The 21,872-nt window shown below is 74.5% G+C and carries 16 protein-coding genes; 9 read left to right on the plus strand and 7 right to left on the minus strand.

The genetic code is table 11. The annotated features are described in order from the left end of the window. Positions 1–11: 11 nt before the first annotated feature. Together IE217_RS27330 and IE217_RS27335 are read right to left on the minus strand one after the other, a co-directional pair. Complete coding sequence (locus tag IE217_RS27330; RefSeq protein ID WP_190180619.1) at positions 12–1,586, minus strand: M23 family metallopeptidase; 1,575 nt, start codon at positions 1,584–1,586, stop codon at positions 12–14. 106 nt (positions 1,587–1,692) lie between these two features. Further along, positions 1,693–2,562 (minus strand): esterase/lipase family protein, encoded by an 870-nt coding sequence (locus IE217_RS27335; protein WP_190180620.1) that lies wholly within the window; start codon positions 2,560–2,562, stop codon positions 1,693–1,695. 644 nt (positions 2,563–3,206) lie between these two features. Here IE217_RS27335 and icmB point away from each other — a divergent pair. Continuing rightward, positions 3,207–3,623 (plus strand): coenzyme B12-dependent isobutyryl CoA mutase small subunit, encoded by a 417-nt coding sequence (gene icmB, locus IE217_RS27340; RefSeq protein ID WP_189703468.1) that lies wholly within the window; start codon positions 3,207–3,209, stop codon positions 3,621–3,623. A gap of 74 nt (positions 3,624–3,697) precedes the next feature. Here icmB and IE217_RS27345 read toward each other — a convergent pair whose 3' ends face one another. After that, positions 3,698–5,326 carry a DUF5691 domain-containing protein gene (locus IE217_RS27345; protein WP_190180621.1) on the minus strand — a complete coding sequence of 543 codons (1,629 nt, stop codon included), beginning with the start codon at positions 5,324–5,326 and terminating at the stop codon, positions 3,698–3,700. Positions 5,327–5,581: 255 nt separating this feature from the next. Beyond that, positions 5,582–6,931 carry an SWIM zinc finger family protein gene (locus tag IE217_RS27350; RefSeq protein WP_190180622.1) on the minus strand — a complete coding sequence of 450 codons (1,350 nt, stop codon included), beginning with the start codon at positions 6,929–6,931 and terminating at the stop codon, positions 5,582–5,584. Positions 6,932–7,064: 133 nt separating this feature from the next. Here IE217_RS27350 and IE217_RS27355 point away from each other — a divergent pair, with 133 nt between their 5' ends. The 6 genes from IE217_RS27355 to sucD all read left to right on the plus strand — a co-directional run bounded on the left by IE217_RS27355 (position 7,065) and on the right by sucD (position 16,408). Beyond that, complete coding sequence (locus IE217_RS27355; protein WP_190180623.1) at positions 7,065–8,252, plus strand: ATP-binding protein; 1,188 nt, start codon at positions 7,065–7,067, stop codon at positions 8,250–8,252. Between the two features lie 111 nt (positions 8,253–8,363). Continuing rightward, complete coding sequence (locus tag IE217_RS27360; protein ID WP_190180624.1) at positions 8,364–10,865, plus strand: DUF5682 family protein; 2,502 nt, start codon at positions 8,364–8,366, stop codon at positions 10,863–10,865. Positions 10,866–10,891: 26 nt separating this feature from the next. Beyond that, on the plus strand, positions 10,892–12,085 hold the full coding sequence (locus IE217_RS27365; RefSeq protein WP_190180625.1) for a VWA domain-containing protein: 1,194 nt from the start codon (positions 10,892–10,894) through the stop codon (positions 12,083–12,085). 103 nt (positions 12,086–12,188) lie between these two features. After that, the gene (locus tag IE217_RS27370; protein WP_190180626.1) at positions 12,189–13,763 is read left to right on the plus strand and encodes a hypothetical protein; all 1,575 of its coding nucleotides are present in this window, start codon (positions 12,189–12,191) and stop codon (positions 13,761–13,763) included. Positions 13,764–14,320: 557 nt separating this feature from the next. Beyond that, the gene (gene sucC, locus IE217_RS27375; RefSeq protein WP_190180627.1) at positions 14,321–15,502 is read left to right on the plus strand and encodes an ADP-forming succinate--CoA ligase subunit beta; all 1,182 of its coding nucleotides are present in this window, start codon (positions 14,321–14,323) and stop codon (positions 15,500–15,502) included. A 21-nt stretch (positions 15,503–15,523) separates the two neighbouring features. Continuing rightward, positions 15,524–16,408 carry a succinate--CoA ligase subunit alpha gene (gene sucD, locus IE217_RS27380; protein ID WP_189703472.1) on the plus strand — a complete coding sequence of 295 codons (885 nt, stop codon included), beginning with the start codon at positions 15,524–15,526 and terminating at the stop codon, positions 16,406–16,408. Between the two features lie 108 nt (positions 16,409–16,516). Here the strand turns inward: sucD and IE217_RS27385 are convergent, their stop codons facing one another. Then, positions 16,517–17,344 carry an RNA polymerase sigma factor gene (locus IE217_RS27385; RefSeq protein ID WP_373298142.1) on the minus strand — a complete coding sequence of 276 codons (828 nt, stop codon included), beginning with the start codon at positions 17,342–17,344 and terminating at the stop codon, positions 16,517–16,519. Positions 17,345–17,440: 96 nt separating this feature from the next. On the opposite strand from IE217_RS27385, the gene IE217_RS27390 reads away from it, so the two are divergent. Further along, positions 17,441–19,231, plus strand: a complete 1,791-nt coding sequence (locus tag IE217_RS27390) for a cell division protein PerM (protein WP_190180628.1) — start codon at positions 17,441–17,443, stop codon at positions 19,229–19,231. 10 nt (positions 19,232–19,241) lie between these two features. Here IE217_RS27390 and IE217_RS27395 read toward each other — a convergent pair whose 3' ends face one another. Beyond that, on the minus strand, positions 19,242–20,258 hold the full coding sequence (locus IE217_RS27395) for a helix-turn-helix transcriptional regulator (RefSeq protein WP_190180629.1): 1,017 nt from the start codon (positions 20,256–20,258) through the stop codon (positions 19,242–19,244). A gap of 93 nt (positions 20,259–20,351) precedes the next feature. Between IE217_RS27395 and IE217_RS27400 the strand changes: the two genes are divergently transcribed. Next, entirely contained in the window at positions 20,352–20,750 is a 399-nt protein-coding gene (locus IE217_RS27400; protein ID WP_190180630.1) for a VOC family protein, read from the plus strand. A gap of 65 nt (positions 20,751–20,815) precedes the next feature. On the opposite strand, the gene IE217_RS27405 is transcribed toward IE217_RS27400, so the two are convergent. Further along, positions 20,816–21,658, minus strand: a complete 843-nt coding sequence (locus tag IE217_RS27405; RefSeq protein ID WP_190180702.1) for a hypothetical protein — start codon at positions 21,656–21,658, stop codon at positions 20,816–20,818. Positions 21,659–21,872: the final 214 nt, after the last annotated feature.

Genomic DNA, 21,872 nt, shown 5'->3' on the forward strand with positions numbered 1-21,872 from the left:
CCGGGGCCGGATCAGGTCGGGTCCAGGCCGTGGCTGCGCAGCCAGGGCAGCGGGTCTATCGGCGGCCCGCCGGCCGGCCTGACCTCGAAGTGCAGGTGCGGGCCGGTGGAGTTGCCCGAGTTGCCGGAGTACGCGATGGGGGTGCCGGCCTTGACGACCGTGCCGGAGGGGACCCGGTAGCTGGAGAGGTGGCAGTACCACGTCTCCGTGCCGTCCATCGCGGTCACGATCATCATGTTGCCGTAGGCGTTGTTCCACTGCGTGCGCACGGTGCCGTCGGTCGCGGCCATGACCGTCGTCCCGTAGGAGACGGGGAAGTCGATGCCGGTGTGCACGGACATCCAGTTGACGCCGGCCTGGCCGAAGTAGGCGCTGAGCCCCCTCTGCGTGACCGGCAGGACGAACTTGGGGCGCAGCCGCTCCTTGCGGGCCGCCTCCTCCGCCGCCTTCCTCTTCTCGGCGTCCTGCTGCGCCTTGAGGTCGATGCGCTCCTGGGTGCGGCTGGCGCGGTCGGCGAAGTCGTCGGCACCGGCGGACAGGCCCTGGAGCTGGGTGTCCAGCTTGTTGTTCGCGGTGGAGGGGTGCACGGGCTGCGCGTCGGAGGCGGAGGCCGAGGTGTCCTTGGTGTCGGAGCCGAGGCCGCCGACCGAGGCCGCGGCGATACCGGCGACGCCCATCACGCAGACCGAGGGGACCGCCACGGTCAGCAGCGCGGAGCGCTTGGCCGGGGTCCGGCGGCGGGAGCGGGATCCGCCGCGCGAGGCGGCTCGCGGGCCGGGGGCCGGGGCTGCGGCCGGGGTGATCTCCTCCTGGTCGTCCAGCAGCGGCGGGACGGCGGGCATCTCACCGGTGGGCGCGGGCTCCGAGTCGTCCTCTCCGGCGGGGAGTTCGGGCTCGTCGTAGGAGTACGGCTCCTCGACCGGGTCCGCGGTGTTCCACTGGGTGGCGTCGTAGGCGCCGGTGTCGAGGGTCTGCGCGTTCCAGTCCCAGTGCTGGGTGGCCTCGGCGATGCCGGACTGGTCGGGCTGGAGCCAGCCCTGCGCGTCCCACTGACCGGTGGCGTCGACGGGTCCCGACTGCCGCGGTACGGCGGCGAGTTGCTGGTAGCCGGCGGCCCAGGCGGTCGTGTCGTAGGCACCGGTGTCGTAGGAGCCGGTGTCGTAGGCGGCGTGGTGCTGGGCAGCGTACGGGCCCTGGTCCAGGGTGTGGTGGCCGTCCGTGGCCCAGTGCGCGGTGTCGTACGAGCCGGTCGCCTGCGCGGTGTCGGCGGGGAAGGCGCCGAAGAGGGGGTCGGCCGCGAACTGCCCCGTGCCGTAGGTACCGGTGTGAAATCCGGTGGCGGTGTGGTCGCCGTACGTGGTGAAGTCGCCGTACGCGGCTTCCTGGGCGCCGTAGGACGCGTACGGCGTCGAGGCGGCATCGGAGGCCGGAGCCGGGGCGGCCACGCTCCCCGACGGGTGACGGTCGTTCACCAACTTCTCTTTCGCCTCGACAACAGGGGCTGCCAGAGCAGTGCGGCGACTGTACCCGGCGGTATGCGGGCGCGACAATCTTCCACAGGTTTCCCACACATGGGAAACGGGCATTCGGCCGTGTTTCGGGGGAGTGCGGACACGCTTTGGGTTTGCGTTCGAGGACAGTTCGACCCCGATGGGTCAACGCACCGCCGTCAGGCGGCCGTCGCGGCTCCTCCTACGCGACCGTCAGACCGCCGGTGCGGGAGGCGGACGGGTCTCCCGGCCGTACGGAGTCCAGTGCCTGGCGTATGCCGGTCGCCACGGCCGGGTGGACCGGGAGCGCGAGGTGCCCGATGCCGCTGACCTGCACATTCTCCGCCTGGAGGTCGGGGTGGTTGATGCAGGCCGACTCCAGCGGGTCCATCAGGTGGTCGAGGTCGCTCCAGAAGCTCACGAAGTGTGTACGGCAGCCGGGCGCGGGGCCGGACAGCTCCTCGATCAGCTCCGAACCGGGGCGCATCTGGCGCACGATCGGGTGGGCGTTGGCCAGCGGCGCGACCCGGGTGCCGGCGTGCGGGGTGCCGAGGGTGACCAGGGTGCGCACCCGCAGGTCGCCGCCGAGGCGCTGCACGTAGTACCGGGCGATCAGGCCGCCGAGGCTGTGGCCCACGACGTCGACCTGCCGGCTGCCGGTGCGCTCGCAGATCTCCTCGATGTGCCGGCCGAGCAGCTCGGCGGCGGTGCGGATGTCACAGGTCAGCGGCGAGTAGTTGAGGGACTCGACCCGCTGCCGCCCGTGCTGGGCGAGGTTGCGGCGCAGCAGGACGAAGACGGAGCGGTTGTCGATGAAGCCGTGCAGCAGCACGACCGGGGGCTTGGCCTCCGTGGGCAGCTCGGTGGCGCCACTTGGCGGGGGCAGCGGGCAGGACGGGCCGCCGCGGCGTTCCTGGATGATGCCGGACGGGTACAGCAGAACGTGGCCCGCGAGGATCGCGAGCTCGAGGGCGGTCGCCTTCAGGAGGGCCAGCGACAGTCCCGCGAGCCTCGTCGGGAGCAGGCGCTGACAGAGCGGAAGGAAGGGGTCTGCGACGCTGGTGACCTTCATGGCCGACCTCCTGTCGGCACGCGGGAGGACAGCTTCGTCCCCCGTGTGCCCTCGTGGGCAGTCGCGGCGAAGGCGGCCGACAGGGCGTGAGCGGGACACACCAGGGGCGTCCGGCGCGCGGCGCGTGCGATGCCGCCGGGTCCGGGCGGCCCGCCGGTGCCCCGGCGGATCCGTCCGCCGTACCGCCGGATCGGCCCTGTGTGTCCTTCGTGCCCTCGTCGATGCGCCGCACCACCGTGTCGCGCGGCCTGCGGCGCGGTGGTGCGACGACCTCGTTGCGGCTCCCGTGACGCTTGTTCCCGCTGCGGGCCCCGTGCCGCGGCGATGTGCGGCCCGTGGGCCGCGAGGACGTGGAACTCTGCGCGGCATGGGGTTCCCCCTGGCCCCAGGAGACCGGGGGAATGTCCCATCGTGTGATTTCCCCCTCGGTCCGCACCGTGAAACTGCCGGTTGCGGGATGCTGGCGATAACGTTCGTTCACTTCCCCGGACGGTGTGGTGCGGGGCGTCCGTCCCGAAGTGGCGCAGCCGGAGCGGTGAGCGGCGGAACGCACGGCATGTGCGGTATGCCCGGCATGTTCGATGCGCTCGACATGTGCGGTACTTGTCAGTACGGATGGATGTAGTCGCTTCATGGAGGCAGTGATGGGTGTGGCAGCCGGTCCGATCCGCGTGGTGGTGGCCAAGCCGGGGCTCGACGGCCACGATCGGGGCGCCAAGGTGATCGCGCGGGCGCTGCGCGACGCCGGTATGGAGGTCATCTACACGGGGCTCCACCAGACCCCCGAGCAGATCGTCGACACGGCGATCCAGGAGGACGCCGACGCGATCGGGCTGTCCATTCTCTCCGGCGCGCACAACACGCTGTTCGCCGCGGTGATCGAACTGCTCAGGCAGCGCGACGCGGAGGACATCGTCGTCTTCGGCGGCGGGATCATCCCGGAGGCGGACATCGCGCCGCTCAAGGACAAGGGCGTCGCGGAGATCTTCACCCCGGGCGCGACCACCCAGGCGATCGTCGACTGGGTCCGCGCCAACGTCCGGGAACCGGCCGGGGCGTAGACCATCGCGGCACGCCGGGACAGCGGAACCCGGGTGCCGGCCGGAGCCGTCCTCGCCCCGGTCCGGGGCGGGGCTCAGCCGGGCTGCGCCGGATCCAGCTCGCGTGCCATGGCCGAGCGCAGCCGCAGGGTCGTCACCAGCCGCTGGAACGCCTCGGCCCAGTACCCCCCGGCGCCCGGCGAGGTGTCCTCCGTCTCGTCCGGCACCGCCATCAGCGCGTCGAGCCGGCTCGCCTCGGCGGGGTCCAGGCACCGCTCGGCCAGTCCCATCACTCCACTGAAACTCCATGGGTAACTCCCTGCGTCCCGCGCGATGTTGAGCGCGTCGACCACCGCCCGCCCGAGCGGCGCGGACCACGGCACCGCGCACACCCCGAGCAGCTGAAACGCCTCGGACAGTCCGTGCGCCGCGATGAAACCGGCCACCCATTCGGCCCGTTCGCCGGCGTCCAGGGTGCCGAGCAGCTTGGCGCGCTCGGCCAGGGACACCGCGCCCGGCCCGCCCGCCCCGGGCGACGCGGGCGGGCCGAGCAGTGCCCGCGCCCACCGCGCGTCCCGTTGCCGCACCGCCGCCCGGCACCACGCGGCGTGCAGATCGCCCTGCCAGTCGTCCGCCACGGGCAGCGCCACGATCTCCCGCGGGTCGCGCCCGCCGAGGCGCCCGGACCAGGTGTCCAGCGGGCTCGCATCCAGCAGCTGCCCGAGCCACCAGGACCGCTCGCCCCGGCCCGTGGGCGGTCTGGGCACGACACCGTCGCGCTCCATGCTCGCGTCGCACTCGTGGGGCGCTTCAACGACGATCGTCGGCGTCCCGCGCGTGTGGTCGACGGCCACGCAGGCCCCGGCCCTGACCGCCATCCGGGCGGCGAGCGCCGATCCGGGCAGGGCCGACAGCAGCTCCGCGGCGGTGGCGCGGACGTTGCGGCTGCGGTCGGCGAGCGCCTGCTCCAGGAACGGCTCGTCCTCCGGTGCGAGGCCCGTGCGCAGCGAGTCGAGGAACATCAGCCGGTCCTCGGCCCGCTCGGCCGCCCAGGTGCCGGCGAGCAGTTCACGCGCGGCGGCCGGGCTGCGGGCGCGCATCGCCGCGAGCAGCGCGACCCGCTCGGCGAACAGGCCCTCCTCCCACAGCCGCCGGATCCGGTCGGTGTCCTCGGGGCCGGGCAGGGACGCGCTCCCGCCCGGGGCCGCGCGCAGGGCGAACCGCCAGTCCGGGTTCAGCCGCGCCAGCCACAGGGCGCGAGGTCCGGCGAAGGCCAGCACGGCCGGACGCAGGTCCGTACGTCCCCGGGCCGCGTCCAGCAGCGCGGGCAGTGCCTGCGGGGCGGGGGCGTAACCGTGCGCGTTCGCCGCCGCCAGCCACTGGGGCAGCAGCTCCATGAGGTCGGGTGCCGTGCCCCTGCGGCCGCCGCCCCCCGTGCCGGGCCGGTCGGCGAGCAGCAGGGCCAGCCTGCGGGCCGCCGCCGCGGGCAGCGGCGGACGCGGGTCGGCGGGGGCCGGCTCCGGGCGCCCGGCGGCCGGCGCGGGGCGCAGCCCGGCCCGTCGCCGTACGGTCTGCAGGGCCGCCGCGTCCAGCAGCGCCACTGGCGCCTCCCGGCCGGCGCCGCCCGGCGGCCTGCGGCGGTCGGTGCCGAGCAGGGCCGTGGTGACCAACTCCTCCCAGGCGCCCGCCGCGGGCGCCTCCACCGGGGCGGAGGTCCTGATCATGGGCTTCCTTTCCGTTGCCGGGTGCCTGTGAGTGGTTGAGGGGTCACCCGAGCCGGGTTTCCCCTGGGGCTGAACAAATGCGTGTAACCGGTGAGAAAAGGGCGAACGGGTGAGCTCTATCGGCGGCCGGTGTGCGCCTTTCGGGTGAGGGTTCCCGCTCCGCCGACGGCGCCCCGCGCATCGGCCCGAGGTCACTCCATTGCCGGACACGACGGGCCCCTGACCGGCCCGAATGTCGCGCAGTGTGAGCGAGTATCAGCACAGAGTCACCAGTTCGCCCCCGTCCCGCGGCCAGGCCGTCAGCGGGGTGAACCCGCGGTGGCCGCACTCGCCGAACACCGTCACCGGGGCGCCGCCCGACAGCGCCACCAGCCGCCACAGCCCCGGGCGGGTGACGGCCGCCGGCGTAAGCGGCAGCGCGGCCTCGGACCCCGCGTCGGCCAGTTGCCAGCCCTCCCCGTCCTGGACCGGCACCACCTCCGCCAGCGTCACCGGAACCGACTCCAGCCAGGGGTCGTCCCGCAGCGCCTCGCCGTAGCACTCGGCCGCCCGCGCCGTCGTCACCCCCGGCGGGCGTACCGCCGTGGGCGCCGGGGCCGCGAACCGCTCGCCGAGCGCCGCGCGCAGCTGCCCCGAGCCCGGATGGGCCCGGATTTCCGCGTCGAAGGCGAGTCCCACCGGGAGGGAGAGCTCCGGGGCGCGGCCGGCCGCGCCGTAGGACAGGAGCAGGGCGCCGCGGCCCGTGCCGGTGCCGTGCAGCCAGATCCTGCGCGTGGTCAGCCTGGTGTCCGCGGTGTCGTACTGCGCGAGGACGAGCCAGTGGTCACGCACCGGCGGGCCGTCCGCCGCGCCGGGCAGCCCGACCCGGGAGCGGACCGTCGCCGCGAGGTCAGGCGGCAGCTCGTCGCGGCGCAGCCAGCCCTGGTCCAGCAGGTGCAGCAGCGCGCACTCCTCCAGCAGACGCACCGGCCAGCCGGGCCCCGACGACGGTATGGCCCCCAGCTCGCGCACGCGCGCGGCCAGTCCGGGAGCCTGCGCGTCGACCATCCGGGCCGCCGTCTCCTCCCACAGCCCGTACCCCGCCTGCTCGGCGGACGCCAGGCCGGAACGGAGCAGGTCGGCGAGGCGCTGCTCGAGCTCCGTCGCCCCCGCGGTGATCCGCTCGGCACGGCGCTCCGCCCGCCGCCGCGCCGCCTCCGGATCGGCGGGCCCCGCACCGGCCGCGCCCGCCGCCGGTTCGCGCGCCGTCCGCTCCCTCCTGCCCGTGATCCACTGCTCGGCCCAGTCCGGTGCCCGCCCCGGCGGCACCGCGCCGTCGCCGGCCGCCCAGAGCAGGAGCAGCCCGAGCGCGTGCTTGCACGGGAACTTCCGGCTCGGGCAACTGCACTTGTACGCCGGTCCGGCCGCGTCCGCGATGTCGACCACCGTCCGGTACGGCTTGCTCCCGCTGCCTTTGCACAGCCCCCACACCGTCCCCTCGCCACAACTGCCCGCCTCGGACCACGGCCCGGCCGCGCCGAGTTTGCTTCCCGCTTTGCGTGACGCGTCGTCAGGCGCCAGTGCCAGCACCTGGTCCGCCGTCCAGCGCACCCCCTGCAACGTCATGCCATCGAAGGTAGATCCCACCACTGACAATCGCTTCGGCGACCGCGTTTGCGCAGGTCAGAACGGATTGTCAGTGCCGTGGTGCACGGTGGACACCAGATCCGAACCGGCCGAGCTGGAGGGGGCCTCAGCCATGTCTGTGCCCGTCGAACCGACACCCGTCGAACCGAGTCAGCACCGCTCCGCGCCCGCGAACACGGGCGCGGGGGAAAAGGGACGGGCAGGCGCGGCGCAAGCCGGGCCCGAGGCGCTGCGGCCGCACGCCGAGGACGCCTTCGCCGCCGAACTGGCCGCGCTGGCCGCGCAGGACGACCGCCCGCGCCCGGCCCGCTGGAAGCTGTCGCCGTGGGCCGTCGCCACCTACCTCCTCGGCGGCACCCTGCCGGACGGCACGGTGATCACCCCGAAGTACGTCGGCCCGCGCCGCATCGTCGAGGTCGCCGTGACCACCCTCGCCACCGACCGCGCCCTGCTCCTGCTCGGCGTGCCGGGCACGGCGAAGACCTGGGTGTCCGAGCACCTGGCCGCCGCGGTCAGCGGCGACTCGACCCTGCTGGTGCAGGGCACGGCGGGCACACCCGAGGAGGCGATCCGCTACGGGTGGAACTACGCCCAGTTGCTGGCGCACGGCCCCAGCCGCGACGCACTCGTGCCGAGCCCGGTCATGCGGGCCATGGCCGAGGGCATGACGGCCCGGGTCGAGGAGCTGACCCGGATCCCGGCCGACGTGCAGGACACGCTCATCACGATCCTCTCGGAGAAGACCCTGCCGATACCGGAGCTGGGCGCAGAGGTGCAGGCGGTCCGCGGCTTCAACCTGATCGCCACGGCCAACGACCGCGACCGCGGGGTCAACGACCTCTCCAGCGCCCTGCGCCGCCGCTTCAACACGGTGGTGCTGCCCCTGCCGGAGAGCCCAGAGGCCGAGGTCGACATCGTCTCCCGCCGCGTCGACCAGATCGGCCGGTCCCTCGACCTTCCGGCCGTGCCGGACGGCGTCGACGAGATCCGCCGGGTCGTGACCGTCTTCCGCGAACTGCGCGACGGCGTCACCACCGACAGGCGCACGAAGCTGAAGTCGCCGAGCGGCACGCTGTCGACGGCCGAGGCCATCTCGGTCGTCACCGGCGGCCTCGCGCTCGCCGCCCACTTCGGCGACGGCGTCCTGCGGGCCGGCGACGTGGCGGCCGGCATCCTCGGCGCGGTCGTCCGGGACCCGGCGGCCGACCGGGTCGTCTGGCAGGAGTACCTGGAGACGGTGGTCCGCGAGCGCGACGGCTGGAAGGACTTCTACCGGGCCTGCCGGGAGGTGAGCGCATGAGCGCCAACGGGCGGATGTGGGGCGGCGCGGCGCAGGCGAGCGCCGAGGACGAACCGAGCTGGACGGGCGGACGCGGCGGCCGGCGCGCGCGGCCGGCGCGAGGAGGACGGCATGGCGGGAGCTGAGGGGACGGCGGGCCACCGGCCCGGCGCGGGACCGCTGCTGCTCGGTGTCCGGCACCACGGGCCGGGCTCCGCGCGGGCGGTCAGGGCCGCGCTGGACGCGGCCCGGCCGAGGGTTGTGCTCATCGAGGGGCCGCCGGAGGCCGACGCGCTGATCCCGCTCGCCGCCGAGGAGGGCATGCGGCCGCCGGTCGCCCTGCTCGCCCACGCCGTGGACGAACCGGGCCGCTCGGCCTTCTGGCCGCTGGCCGGATTCTCCCCGGAGTGGGTCGCGATCCGCTGGGCGCTGCGGCACGACGTCCCCGCCCGCTTCATCGACCTGCCGGCCACCCACACCCTGGCCTGGCAGCGCGAGGACACCGGCACCCCGGAGGGGAAGCGCGCGCCGCAGACGGACGGCGCGCCGGACGGGGAGGGTGCCCCGGGTGGGGACGGCGCCCCGAGCGGGGAGGTCCGCCCGGGCGGGGACGGTGCCCCGGGCGGGGACGGTGCCCCGGGTGGGGAGGGCGCCGAAGACGCTCCGGCCGACGCCGGGGTGCGGGTCGATCCGCTGGCCGCGCTCGCCGGGGCCGCCGGGTACGACGATCCGGAGCGCTGGTGGGAGGACGTGGTCGAGCACCGGGGCGTGGGGGAGGGCGACCCGTACGCGCCGTTCCTCGTGCTCGAGGAGGCCATGGCGGCGCTGCGGGAGGTCCACGGCAGCGGCGGGCACGACCGGGACCTCGTGCGCGAGGCGTACATGCGGCTCCAAGTACGGGCCGCGACCCGGGAGTTCGGGGAAGACGTCGCCGTGGTCTGCGGCGCCTGGCACGTGCCCGCGCTGCGGCGGAAGACGGCCGTCGGCGCCGACCGCGCGCTGCTCAAGGGGCTGCCCAAGGTCAAGACGGACATGACCTGGGTGCCGTGGACGCACCGCAGACTGGCCCGGGCCGGCGGCTACGGCGCGGGCATCGACTCACCCGGGTGGTACGCCCACCTGTTCGCCGCCCCGGACCGGCCGGTCGAGCGCTGGCTGACCAAGGTGGCCGGACTGCTGCGCGAGGAGGACCGGATCGTCTCCTCCGCGCACGTCATCGAGGCGGTGCGGCTCGCGGAGACGCTCGCCGCGATGCGCGGCCGCCCGCTGCCAGGGCTGAGCGAGACCACCGACGCCGTGCGGGCGGTCATGTGCGACGGCTCGGACGTCCCCCTGGCGCTCGTACGAGACCGGCTGGTGGTCGGGGACGTACTGGGCGAGGTGCCCGAGTCGGCGCCCGCGGTGCCCCTCCAGCGGGACCTGGCCGGGCTCCAGCGCCGGTTGCGGCTCAGACCGGAGGCGGCGGAACGGGAGTTGGAGCTCGACCTGCGCGGCGGGACCGACGCCGGCCGCAGCAGGCTGTTGCACCGGCTGCGGCTGCTCGGCGTCGGCTGGGGGGAGCCCGCGGCCTCGCGGGGGAGTACGGGCACGTTCCGGGAGACGTGGCGGCTGCGCTGGGAGCCGGAGTTGTCGGTGCGGGTCGCCGAGGCCGGGGTGTGGGGCACCACCGTGCTCGCCGCCGCGACCGCCAAGGCGGAGGCCGACGCGGTGGGCGCCGGGGCGCTCGCCGAGGTGACCCGGCTCGCCGAGCAGTGCCTGCTCGCCGGGCTCGCGGACGCGCTGCCGGTGGTGATGCGGGTGCTCGCCGACCGCGCGGCCCTGGACGCGGACGTAGGGCACCTCGCCCAGGCCCTGCCCGCCCTGGTCCGCTCGCTGCGCTACGGCGACGTGCGCGGCACCGACACCGCCGCCCTCGCCGAGGTCGCCGCCGGCCTGGCCGAGCGGATCTTCGTCGCACTGCCCCCGGCCTGCGCCGTACTGGACGCGGACGCGGCCGAGGAGATGCGCCGCCATGTGAACGCCGTGCACACGGCGGTGGGTCTGCTCGGCGACACCCCCATGGCGGGCCACGGCGACCTGCGCGCCCGCTGGCACGGCGTGCTGGGCGTGCTGTCGGGCCGCGACACGATTCCCGGGGTCGTCCGGGGCCGTGCCGTGCGGCTGCTGCTCGACGACGGGGAGGTCGAGCAGGAGAAGGCGGCGCGGCTGATGGGGCTCGCCCTCTCGCCGGGCACCGCGCCCGCGGACGCGGCCGCGTGGATCGAGGGGTTCGTGGGCGGCGGGGGCGGGATGCTGCTGGTGCACGACGAGCGGCTGCTCGCCCTGGTCGACGACTGGCTGACCGGGGTGCCGGCTCAGGCGTTCACCGACGTACTGCCGCTGCTGCGGCGCACCTTCTCGGCGTACGAACCGGGGGTGCGCAGATCGCTCGGCGAACTGGTCCGGCGCGGGCCGCGACCGGGGGGCGGCCCGGCCGGCGCCACGGCGGCCGGACCCCCCGGCTTCGGCGCGGACCTCGACCGGGAGCGGGCCGACGCCGTGCTGCCCGTACTGCGGCTGCTGCTCGGCCTGGGCCCGGACGGCGCCGGAGCCCAGGACGCAAGCGGCGGCGAACTCGCGGGGGCGGCCAGATGACCACGGCGACCGGAAGGACGTACGGCATGGCCGGCACGGACGGTATGGAAGGTATGGACGGCACGGACCCGGCGGGGGAGCGGCTGCGGCGGTGGCGGCTCGTCCTCGGCGGTGACGCGGCCGACGGCACCGGCTGCGCGCTGTCCGGGCGGGACGCGGAGATGGACGGCGCGCTCACCGCGCTCTACGGCAAGGACGACCGGCCGAGGGCGAGACGGACGGGCCGGGACCGTTCGGCGGGGCTCGGAGCCTCCGCGCCGTCGGTCGCGCGATGGCTCGGGGACATACGGACGTACTTCCCGTCCCCCGTCGTACAGGTCATGCAGCGCGACGCCATCGACCGGCTCGGCCTGGCCACGCTGCTGCTCGAGCCGGAGATGCTGGAGGCGGTGGAGGCCGACGTGCACCTCGTCGGCACGCTGCTGTCGCTGAACAAGGCGATGCCGGAGACGACGAAGGAGACGGCGCGGGCGGTCGTGCGCAAGGTCGTCGAGGACCTGGAGAAGCGGCTGGCCACCCGGACCCGGGCCACCCTCACCGGCGCGCTCGACCGCAGCGCCCGCGTCAGCCGGCCGCGCCACCACGACATCGACTGGCACCGCACGATCGCGGCCAACCTCAAGCACTACCTGCCGGAGTACCGGACGGTCGTGCCGGAGCGGCTCATCGGCTACGGGCGCGCCTCGCAGTCCGTGAAGAAGGAGGTCGTCCTCTGTATCGACCAGTCGGGCTCGATGGCGGCGTCGGTCGTGTACGCGTCCGTCTTCGGCGCGGTGCTCGCGTCCATGCGGTCGATCAGCACCCGGCTGGTCGTCTTCGACACGGCGGTCGTCGACCTCACCGACCAACTCGACGACCCGGTCGACGTCCTCTTCGGCACCCAGCTCGGGGGCGGCACGGACATCAACCGGGCGCTGGCGTACTGCCAGTCGCAGATAACCCGGCCCGCCGAGACGGTGGTGGTACTGATCAGTGACCTGTACGAGGGCGGCATACGCGACGAGATGCTGAAGCGGGTGGCGGCGATGAAGGCGTCGGGAGTGCAGTTCGTCGCGCTGCTCGCGCTCTCCGACGAGGGGGCGCCCGCCTACGACCGTGAGCACGCGGCGGCGCTCGCGGCGCTCGGGGCGCCGGCGTTCGCCTGCACGCCCGAGCTGTTTCCGGAGGTGATGGCGGCGGCGATCGAGAAGCGTCCGCTTCCGGTGCCGGACACCGTCTGACGCCTAGGGGCGGTGAGCTGACGACTTGTCGACCGAATCCTGCCGGAAAAACGGACATGCCTACCCATCGGTAACAGAGGGCTTGCGTGACCGCGGGAGGCCCGTGCGAGGATTCGGTGACCTGTCGGCAACATGTCATCCGACCGGGAAGGAACCCCTGTTGACCTTGCCAGCAGCCCTGTCCGGTGCCGCTCTGCGCGCGATGCGCACGGCGGCCGGGCGGCGTGCGCTGCAACTGGGGTTCCTTGTGGGCGCGTTGTTCGCGCTCGGGTTCCTCTGCGGGGAACAGGCACACGCGGCGGAGTCGGCCCAGGCCGCCCACCACGGCCCCGGGCGCCTCGCGCTCCCGGTCCACTCGATGACCGAGGCGGTCCCGCGGCCGACGGCGACACCCGTTGCCCGGCCGGCGACCGAACCCGCCGCGCGGCGGCCGGTGACGGAGTCCGTGGCACGGCCGATGACGGGGCCTGTCGTCCGGCCTGCGGCCGAGGCCGCCGTGCGGCCGGTGGAGGACGCCGTCGTGCGGCCTGCGGCCGTATCGCTTGTGGTCCCAGTCACCGATTCCGTCGTCCGGCCGGTGACCGAGGCCGTGGTGGCGCGGCCCGTGGCCGGGGCTGCCATGCGGCCTCTGGTCAGCGGTGTTGCGCGGCCGGTGGAGCACTATGTCGTGCGGCCGTCTGCTGAATCGTTCGTAACCTCAGCCACCGATTCCGCCGTACGGCCGGTGACGGGGTTCGCGGCGCGGCCTGCGGCCGAAGCCGCCGTGCGGCCAGTCGTCGGGGACGTCGTACGGCCGCTGACCGACGACGTCGCGCCGCCTGCGGCCGAAGCTGTCGTGCGGCCTGCGGCCGAAGCAGCCGTGCGGCCGGTCGTCGAGGATGTCGCGCCGCCGCTGACCGACGACGTCGCGCCGCCTGCGGCCGAAGCTGCCGTGCGGCCTGCGGCCGAAGCTGCCGTGCGGCCGGTCGTCGAGGATGTCGCGCCGCCGGTGACCGACGACGTCGCGCCGCCGCTGACCGACGACGTCGTGCGACCGGTCGTCGAGGACCTCGCGCGGCCGCTGACCGACGACGTCGTGCGGCCCGTGGTCGACGACGTCGTGAGCCCCGTCGTCGCGGGCGTTGGGCGGGTTGTCGAGCCCGTGGGGGAGCTGGTGGATGCCGTCGCCGGGGGCCCTGCGGGGTCGGCGGGTGTTCCGCCGGTCGCGGAGCCGCCCACGTCGCCGGACGGTGGCCCCGCGCTTCCGGTGCCGCCGGTTTCCCGGCCGTCGGGCAGTGTGCCGGCCGCCGGACAGGGCGGGCGAGTCACGCAAGCCGGCCCCGTGGCGCACACCGCGCGTCCGGAGCCTTCCGAGGCCGGGGCGCGGGCCCCGCACGGAATCGTCACGGTCTTCCGGGAGCCCGGGCAGGACGGCTCGGCGGCCGGTCACCGCGCCGCCCGGGCGCTCCAGCACCGGGCCCCCGCCGACGTGCCCGCACCCCAGGCGCCGGCCGGCGACCCGAACGGTGCGCTGGGCGACCACCCGGCCGGCGACTCCGGGGCGCCGCGGCACGGGGACGCGTACGCGGTCACCGTGAACCACCGGGCCCCGCTGCGGCTGCTGCCCGGTCCCGCCGCGGATGCCGAGGCGCCCCGGACCCGGGACCTGCACCCGGACATCCCCCTCTTCCCCGGTTAGGCGAAGCCGGCCTCCGCCGCGGGCGTGCTCGCCCGCCCGGCTCCTTCACCACCGCCGGCGCCCGCGCGCACCGCCCCGCCCGGCCGCTCACCCCGGGGGACGCGCGCGCGAGGCCCGCGGGACGGGTGCGTACCCCCTCAGACTCCGTGGCCCGACGGACCCGGACGGCCGAAAGCCGTCGGCCGGTCCGGGCGTCCGGTCGGACGTCCGCGGAAGGAGGGCAGGCTGGTCCCCATTGGGGTGGGGATCATCCGCCCAGGCCCCCGCAAGGGGGCTGTCGCGGGGGCCTCACCGGGTCAACCCCAGCCCGGTGAGGCCCTTCGGCCTCCGGCACGCAGTGCCAGAGAGGACGGCATCATGTGACAGGTATCACCGCTCAGGTGTGACCCCCCGATTTATGGCACCCCCGCGAGCGGCGATAACCTGCGAGACGGACATGCCGCGCGCTCGGACACCGTGTGCGCCTCCCTTGTGACACAGAGCGGACGTCACGTTGCCCTTCGCGGCACGCCCACGCATCCAACGAACCGCGAGATCACTGATAGGGACGGAAGCGCGTGGACCTGTTCGAGTACCAGGCGAGGGACCTCTTCGCCAAGCACGGTGTACCGGTGCTGGCCGGTGAAGTCATCGACACGCCTGAGGCGGCGCGCGAGATCACCGAGCGGCTGGGCGGCAAGTCGGTCGTCAAGGCCCAGGTGAAGGTCGGTGGTCGAGGCAAGGCCGGTGGCGTGAAGCTCGCCGCCACCCCCGACGAGGCCGTCGCCCGCGCGACGGACATCCTCGGCATGGACATCAAGGGCCACACGGTCCACAAGGTCATGCTGGCCGAGACCGCCCCGGAGATCCTCGAGGAGTACTACGTCTCCTTCCTCCTCGACCGGGCCAACCGCACCTTCCTCTCCATCGCCTCCGTCGAGGGCGGCATGGAGATCGAGGAGGTCGCCGCCACCCGTCCCGACGCCGTCGCCCAGGTCGCGATCGACGCCATCGACGGCGTGGACAAGGCCAAGGCGCAGGAGATCGTCGCCGCGGCGAAGTTCCCGGCCGAGGTTGCCGACAAGATCGCCGACGTCCTGGTGAAGCTGTGGGAGGTCTTCGTCAAGGAGGACGCCCTCCTGGTCGAGGTGAACCCGCTCGCCAAGGTCGCCTCCGGTGACGTCATCGCCCTGGACGGCAAGGTCTCCCTGGACGACAACGCCGAGTTCCGTCACCCCGAGTTCGAGGAGCTCCACGACAAGGCCGCCGCCAACCCCCTCGAGGCGGCCGCCAAGGAGAAGAACCTCAACTACGTCAAGCTCGACGGCGAGGTCGGCATCATCGGCAACGGCGCGGGTCTGGTCATGTCGACCCTGGACGTCGTCGCCTACGCCGGCGAGGCCCACAAGGGCGTCAAGCCCGCCAACTTCCTCGACATCGGCGGCGGCGCCTCCGCCGAGGTCATGGCCAACGGCCTGGAGATCATCCTCGGCGACCCGGACGTGAAGTCGGTGTTCGTCAACGTCTTCGGCGGCATCACCGCCTGCGACGCGGTCGCCAACGGCATCGTGCAGGCCCTGGAGCTCCTCGAGTCCAAGGGCGAAGAGGTCACCAAGCCGCTCGTCGTGCGCCTGGACGGCAACAACGCCGAGCTGGGTCGCAAGATCCTCGACGACCGCAAGCACCCGCTCGTCCAGCGGGTGGACACCATGGACGGCGCGGCCGACAAGGCCGCCGAGCTGGCTGCTGCCGCGAAGTAAGGGACGAGGTCACACAACACCATGGCTATCTTCCTCACCAAGGAATCCAAGGTCATCGTCCAGGGCATGACCGGCTCGGAGGGTCAGAAGCACACCCGCCGCATGCTGGCGTCCGGCACGAACATCGTCGGCGGCGTGAACCCGCGCAAGGCCGGCCAGAGCGTCGACTTCGACGGCACCGAGGTACCGGTCTTCGGCACCGTCAAGGAGGCCATCGAGAAGACCGGCGCCGACGTCACGGTCATCTTCGTCCCGGAGAAGTTCACCAAGGACGCGGTCGTCGAGGCCATCGACGCCGAGATCCCGCTGGCGGTCGTCATCACCGAGGGCATCGCGGTGCACGACACGGCGTCCTTCTGGGCGTACGCCGGCAAGAAGGGCAACAAGACCCGGATCATCGGCCCGAACTGCCCCGGCCTGATCACCCCGGGCCAGTCGAACGCCGGCATCATCCCGGCCGACATCACCAAGCCGGGCCGCATCGGCCTGGTGTCGAAGTCCGGCACGCTGACGTACCAGATGATGTACGAGCTGCGTGACATCGGCTTCTCGACCTGCGTCGGCATCGGCGGTGACCCGATCATCGGCACCACCCACATCGACGCCCTGAAGGCCTTCCAGGACGACCCCGACACCGACCTGATCGTCATGATCGGCGAGATCGGCGGCGACGCCGAGGAGCGGGCCGCGGCCTTCATCAAGGAGAACGTGACCAAGCCGGTCGTCGGCTACGTCGCGGGCTTCACCGCGCCCGAGGGCAAGACCATGGGCCACGCCGGTGCCATCGTCTCCGGCTCCTCCGGCACCGCCCAGGCCAAGAAGGAGGCCCTCGAGGCCGCGGGCGTCAAGGTCGGCAAGACCCCGACCGAGACGGCCAAGCTGGCCCGCGAGATCCTCGCCGGCTGAGCTCCGTACGGTTCCTGAACCACGTCGGTGGGCCCGTTCCCCTTCAGGGGGACGGGCCCACCGGCTTTCCGGGCGACCGGCCACGTGGCGCCGTGCCGTCCGGCCGTCTCACCTCGCCTCGGGCATCAGCCGTTCCGGCCCGGCCGCCTGCTGCTCGCGCAGCTTCTTCCGCAGCTTCAGCGCGTCCTTGGACAGCGGCCCGAGCGCGCCCGCGGCCGGCAGTCCCGCCACCGCGTGCCCCGGGGACACCGGCGCGAGGTAGTGCGTGGGAGCGGTGCGCAGGGTGAGCGCGGTGGCGCCGATGATGGTGACCGTGAAGGCGACGGCGGAGCGGGTCCAGAACCGGGTCCTGCGCTCCCCGGTCGTACGCACCGCCGTCGGCATGACCGCCGGGAGGCGTTCGGTGGCGGCCAGCCGGGTCAGCCGCCGGTGCAGTTCCGCCGTGTCCGCCAGTTCCGGCAGGCGCGCGGCGACGGCCTCGCGGGCGTGCATCAGCCGGTTGGCCGCCGCCGGGGTGCTCGCCTCCGTCTCCGCGGCCGTCTCGGGCAGGTCGAGACCCACGCCGTCGTAGAGGACGAGGGTGCGGCGGTGCGGCGGCGGGAGCCTGAGCAGGACCTCCTGGAGCGCGCGGTCCGCGGGATCGGGGGGCGGGTCGGTGAGCTGTCCGCCCGGGCGGAAGCGGTGCCAGGGGGACAGGGCGCACTCGTACGCCGCCGCCCGCACCCAGCCCGCCGGGTCCCGGTCGTGGGCCACCTCCGGCCAGCGCTGCCAGGCCTGTTGGAAGGCGCGCTCGACGGCCTCGCGGGCGCGGTCGTGCCGGCCGGTGAGCAGGTAGGTCTGGCGTACGAGGGCGGGGGCGCAGTACGCGTAGAGGGCGTCGAAGGCCTGAACGGGTGTCAGAGTGGCCGTGTCCCGGTCGGTATGACGGTCCGTCACGATGCGTCCCTCCGTGTGAATAGGCACATAAACGTATATTGAGCGACACAGCGGAACTTCGCCTCTTGCGCCGGGAAAGCGGGTGTCGTTGGGAGCATGGCGGTCGTGACCAGCACGCCCCGCCGCCGCCCTCCCCTGCACCGACTGCGCACCCGGGTACGCGACCGCTCGCCCGGCCTCGGCGCCGGCTTCCTGGGCGGCGCCGTCGCGGCGGGACTCGGGCTCGGCTCCTTCGCGGTCCTGGTCATCGCCCTGTGGATCAGCTCGCCGTACCCCGACAGCGGCCCGGGCGGCGCCCTGCACGTGGCCGCCGCGCTGTGGCTGCTCGCGCACGGCGCCGAGCTGCTGCGCACCGACACGCCCACCTCGGTGCCCGCACCCGTGGGGGTGACCCCGCTGCTGCTTCTCGCCCTGCCCGCGCTGCTCGTGCACCGCGCCGCACGGGACGCGACCGACGCGGGCGACGGCGGACCGCTCCTCCCGCCCCGCACCGCCTGGGCGGGCGTGGTCCTCGGCTACGTCGTCGTCGCGGGGGCCGCCGCCGTGTACGCGGCGGGCGGTGTGCTGCGCCCCTCGTGGCCGTGGACCCTCCTGTGGGTGCCGCTGGTCGCCGTGGTGGCGGCGGGCAGCGGCGTGTGGACGGCGTACGGCTGTCCGCGCGCGCCGCTGGAGCGGGCGCTGGGCAGGCTGCCCAAGAGCGTCCGGCGGCTGCTCCTCGCGCCCGGACCCCGCGCGCGCCTGGGCGCGTCGTCGCGGGCGGCCGGGGCGGGGGCGACGGTGTTCGCCGGGGGCGGGGCGCTGGTGCTCGGGGTGTCCCTGGTCGGGCACTCCGCGGCTGCCCAGGGCGCCTTCGTACGGCTGACGGAGGGCTGGTCGGGGCGGTTCGCGGTACTGCTGCTGTGCCTGGCGCTGCTGCCCAACGCGGTGCTGTGGGCGGTGGCGTACGCGCTGGGACCCGGCTTCGTCCTCGGCGCGGGACACGTCGTCGACCCGTTCGCCTCGGCCCCGGCCCCGCTGCTGCCGCCGTTCCCGCTGCTGGCGGCGGTGCCGGACGCGGGCCCCGGCACCTCGGCGCACTGGGTCGCGGCGGTGGTCCCGGTGGCGGCCGGGCTGACCATCGGCTGGTTCGTGGCCGGGGCGGCCGTACGGGACGGACGGGACGCGCCGGACGGACGGCAGGGCGAACCCGTGCGGGCGTGGACATGGCGGCGCACGGTGGCCGGGGCGGGGCTCGCGTGCCTGCTGTGCGCGCTCGGGCTCGGGGTGCTCGCCGAGCTGGCGGGCGGGCCGCTCGGCAACGCCGCGCTCGCCCGGTTCGGGCCGGTGGGCTGGCAGGTGGGCGCGGCGGCGCTGGTGTGGACGGCGGCGGGGGCGCTGCCCACGGCGCTGGCCGCACGGGCGTGGCGCTGCCGGGGCGGCAGGGCGACGGCGGCGGAGAGCGGGACCGGGCAGCGGATCGCCAGGCCCCGTCAGGCCCCGGCGGCGAAGGTACCGGCCGCCGCGCAGGCCGCCGGGGCCGGGCCCCGGCTCCAGGACCCGACCCTCGAGCCGTACGACGTCCTGCCCCAGGATCCCGAGGGGCCCGAGTCCTCCGCCTGGCACGACGACGACACCGCCCGCCGGGCCCGCTGGGAGGCGCTCAGACAGGCGGCGACGAAACCGACGGAGCCGCACGAGGCGGGGGAGACGCCACAGGAAGCGGAGCCGCCGCACGACGCCGGGCCGCCGGAGGCGGACAGGTCACCGGCAGTGCAAGAGCCCTCGGCAGTGCAAGAGGCCCCCGAAGGTCACGAACCACCGTCCACCGAGCCCCCCGCGAATCCCCCCGCGAACCCCCCGGCGCAGCCCCCCGAGGACGGCGACCCCGGCCGGGCCCCGCGCCCCTAGCTGTGCCCTCTCATGACACGCGCGGTTCCTCGCTGTCAGGCGGCCGGCGGGCCCAGGACGTGAGGCGATCGGCGAGCGCGATGACGAGGTGGCGCAGTTCATCGGGGCGCTCGACGACGAACGGGCGGTCGAGTGAGGCGAGTACCGCAGGCAGCCAGTCGAGCCGTTCCGCCCGCAGCTCGACGCGCAGCCAGCGCTCGGTCGCCCGGTCCTCGCCCGTCACGGGCGCGTACTCCTCCAGGCTCGCGACGCCGGCGGGCAGGTGGGCGCGGATCTGCTCGACCGTCCCGTGGATCCGCAAGGTCACCTCATGCAGGTACTCGGCCGTGGCGAACCCCGACAGCAGGCGCTGTGCCGCACCGGGACCCACGGGCGCTTCGAATGAGCCGGGCAGGGTCCGCGCGTCCGCGATGCGGTCGAGCCGGAAGGTCCGGTCCTCGCCGATCCTGGCGTCCTTGCCCGTGACGTACCACCGGCCCGCGTGGGCGACGATCCCGTACGCGTGCAGCGTGCGCTCGCTGCGCCGTCCGTCGCGGTCGGTGTAGCGGATCGAGACCGGCCGGCGGTGGCGCACCGCGTCGGCGACGGTGAGCAGGACCCCGGCGTCCGGGGCGTCGGAGTCGTCGAGCCGATCCGTGAAGGCGAGTGCTTCCAGGAGTGTGTCGAGCCGACGGGCGATGCGCTTGGGCAGCACCCGCCGGATCTTCGCCGATGCCGTCTCGCTCGCCGTGTGCTCCGCCGTCGTCAACCCCGCTCGGCGGCCGGCGACCAGGCCGAGCAGCACGGCCAGCGCCTCGTCGTCGCTGAGCATGAGCGGAGGCAGGCGGTACCCGGGGGCGAGCCGGTACCCGCCGTAGCGGCCCCGCACCGACTCCACGGGCACATCGAGGTCGATCAGCTGGTCCACGTACCGCCGCACGGTGCGCCCTTCGACGCCGAGACGGTCGGCGAGTTCGGCCACCGTCCGCGTGCCGCCCGACTGCAGCAGCTCCAGGAGTGTCAGCACGCGGGCGGTCGGTCGGGGCATGTTCGCAGCGTAACGCGAATACTGGACCGATTCTGTCCTCTATTTCTCCTAGCCTGCGCAGTGCACGCCTCCCGCACAGCCAAGGAGATCCCCATGGACTTCGTCTCGATCCGCATCATCACCAGCGACGTCGCGCGCCTCGTCGAGTTCTACGAGCGAGCCACAGGGGCGAAGGCGACGTGGGCCACCGAGGACTTCGCCGAACTCAGGACCGCGGGCGCCACCCTCGCGATCGCCGGCACCCGCACCGTCCCGCTGTTCGCCCCGGGCTCCGCCCGCCCGGCGGACAACCACAGCGTGATCACCGAGTTCCTCGTCGACGACGTCGACCGCGTCCACCGGAACCTGACCGGCTTCGTGACCGACTTCGTCACCGAGCCCACCACGATGCCCTGGGGCAACAGGTCGCTGCTGTTCCGTGACCCCGACGGCAACCTCGTCAACTTCTTCACGCCCGTCACCGCGGCGGCCGTCGAGAAGTTCGCACGCTGACGCCCCGCACAGCCGCTCCCGCGGGAGGGCTCGCCGAACGCCGGACCGCACACCGGACCGGCTGACTAGTCGTTCATCCCCAGCACGCCCCGCAGCTCCTGCGGCAGATGCCGGTCGCAGGACTGCTTGGCCTGGTTGGTCGGGGCGTCGTTCACGCACGAGTAGTAGTCGCGGTACACCAGCTGCGCGGTGAAGGACACCGCGACCAGGGCCAGCGCCAGCGAGGCGGTGACCAGGCCGCTCACCGCGGCCGTGGTCTGCGGCCGGCCCTCGGGCGCCGGGGCGGCGCCGCCCGCGTCGGACCGGCCCGGCTTGGCGCGCAGCGAGCTCACGCCCCAGTACAGCGCCAGCGCGCCGAGCAGCAGCGCCACGTACGGCCAGCTGAACAGGGCGAAGAAGAAGGCCCACATCCCGCACAGCAGCGCGTACCGCGCGCGGCGCTGGGCCGGGTCCGTGGGGTCCCAGCGCAGCCCCGGGCCCTGGCCGCCGCCGGGACCGCCGGGTCCGCCCGGGCCGCCGGGTCCCGGACGCTGGGGCCGCTCGCCGAAGCCGCCCTGGGAACGGCCGGGCTGCCGGTCGCTCCACTGACTGCCCCAGGGTGAACGACCGTCCTCGCCCGAGCCGGAGCCCGAGCCGTCGCCCTGGCCGCCGGAGCCGCCCTCGTCCGAGCCGTTGCCGGACGGATGCCGCGGCCGCCAGGGGCTGTCCGGGGCGCCCTCGGGCGGCGGAGCGAAGGGGTTGTCGTCCGGGGCCGGTCCGCCCCGCCCGCCGTTCCCCCCGCCGTTCCCACCGCCCGACGGGGCGTCGGGCGGCGAACTCGGGCGCTCCCGCAGCAGCACGGCGCCGCGCGTGTTCCCCTGCGCCGGCTGCGGGGGGAGCGTGAGGAGTCGCAGGCTGCGGTCCGGCATCAAGTGAGCGTCTTCCCCTTGGTGAGTCACGACTGAACTGGGGGTCCCCGCAGGTGCTCAACGCCCTGGGCGCGGGGTCCCGTCATCAGGAGAACGCGCGGTGCGCGTGGTGCGTTCCCGTACCAGCTCTCCCCAGACGCTACCTTCCGGCCACGCCCCCGTCCCACGGGGGCCGTCCGGTGTGCCGGTATCGTTGCTGGCGGTCGGCCGCTTC

The organism is Streptomyces naganishii JCM 4654, from assembly GCF_014650575.1.
GTDB classification, from domain to species: Bacteria; Actinomycetota; Actinomycetes; order Streptomycetales; family Streptomycetaceae; genus Streptomyces; species Streptomyces naganishii.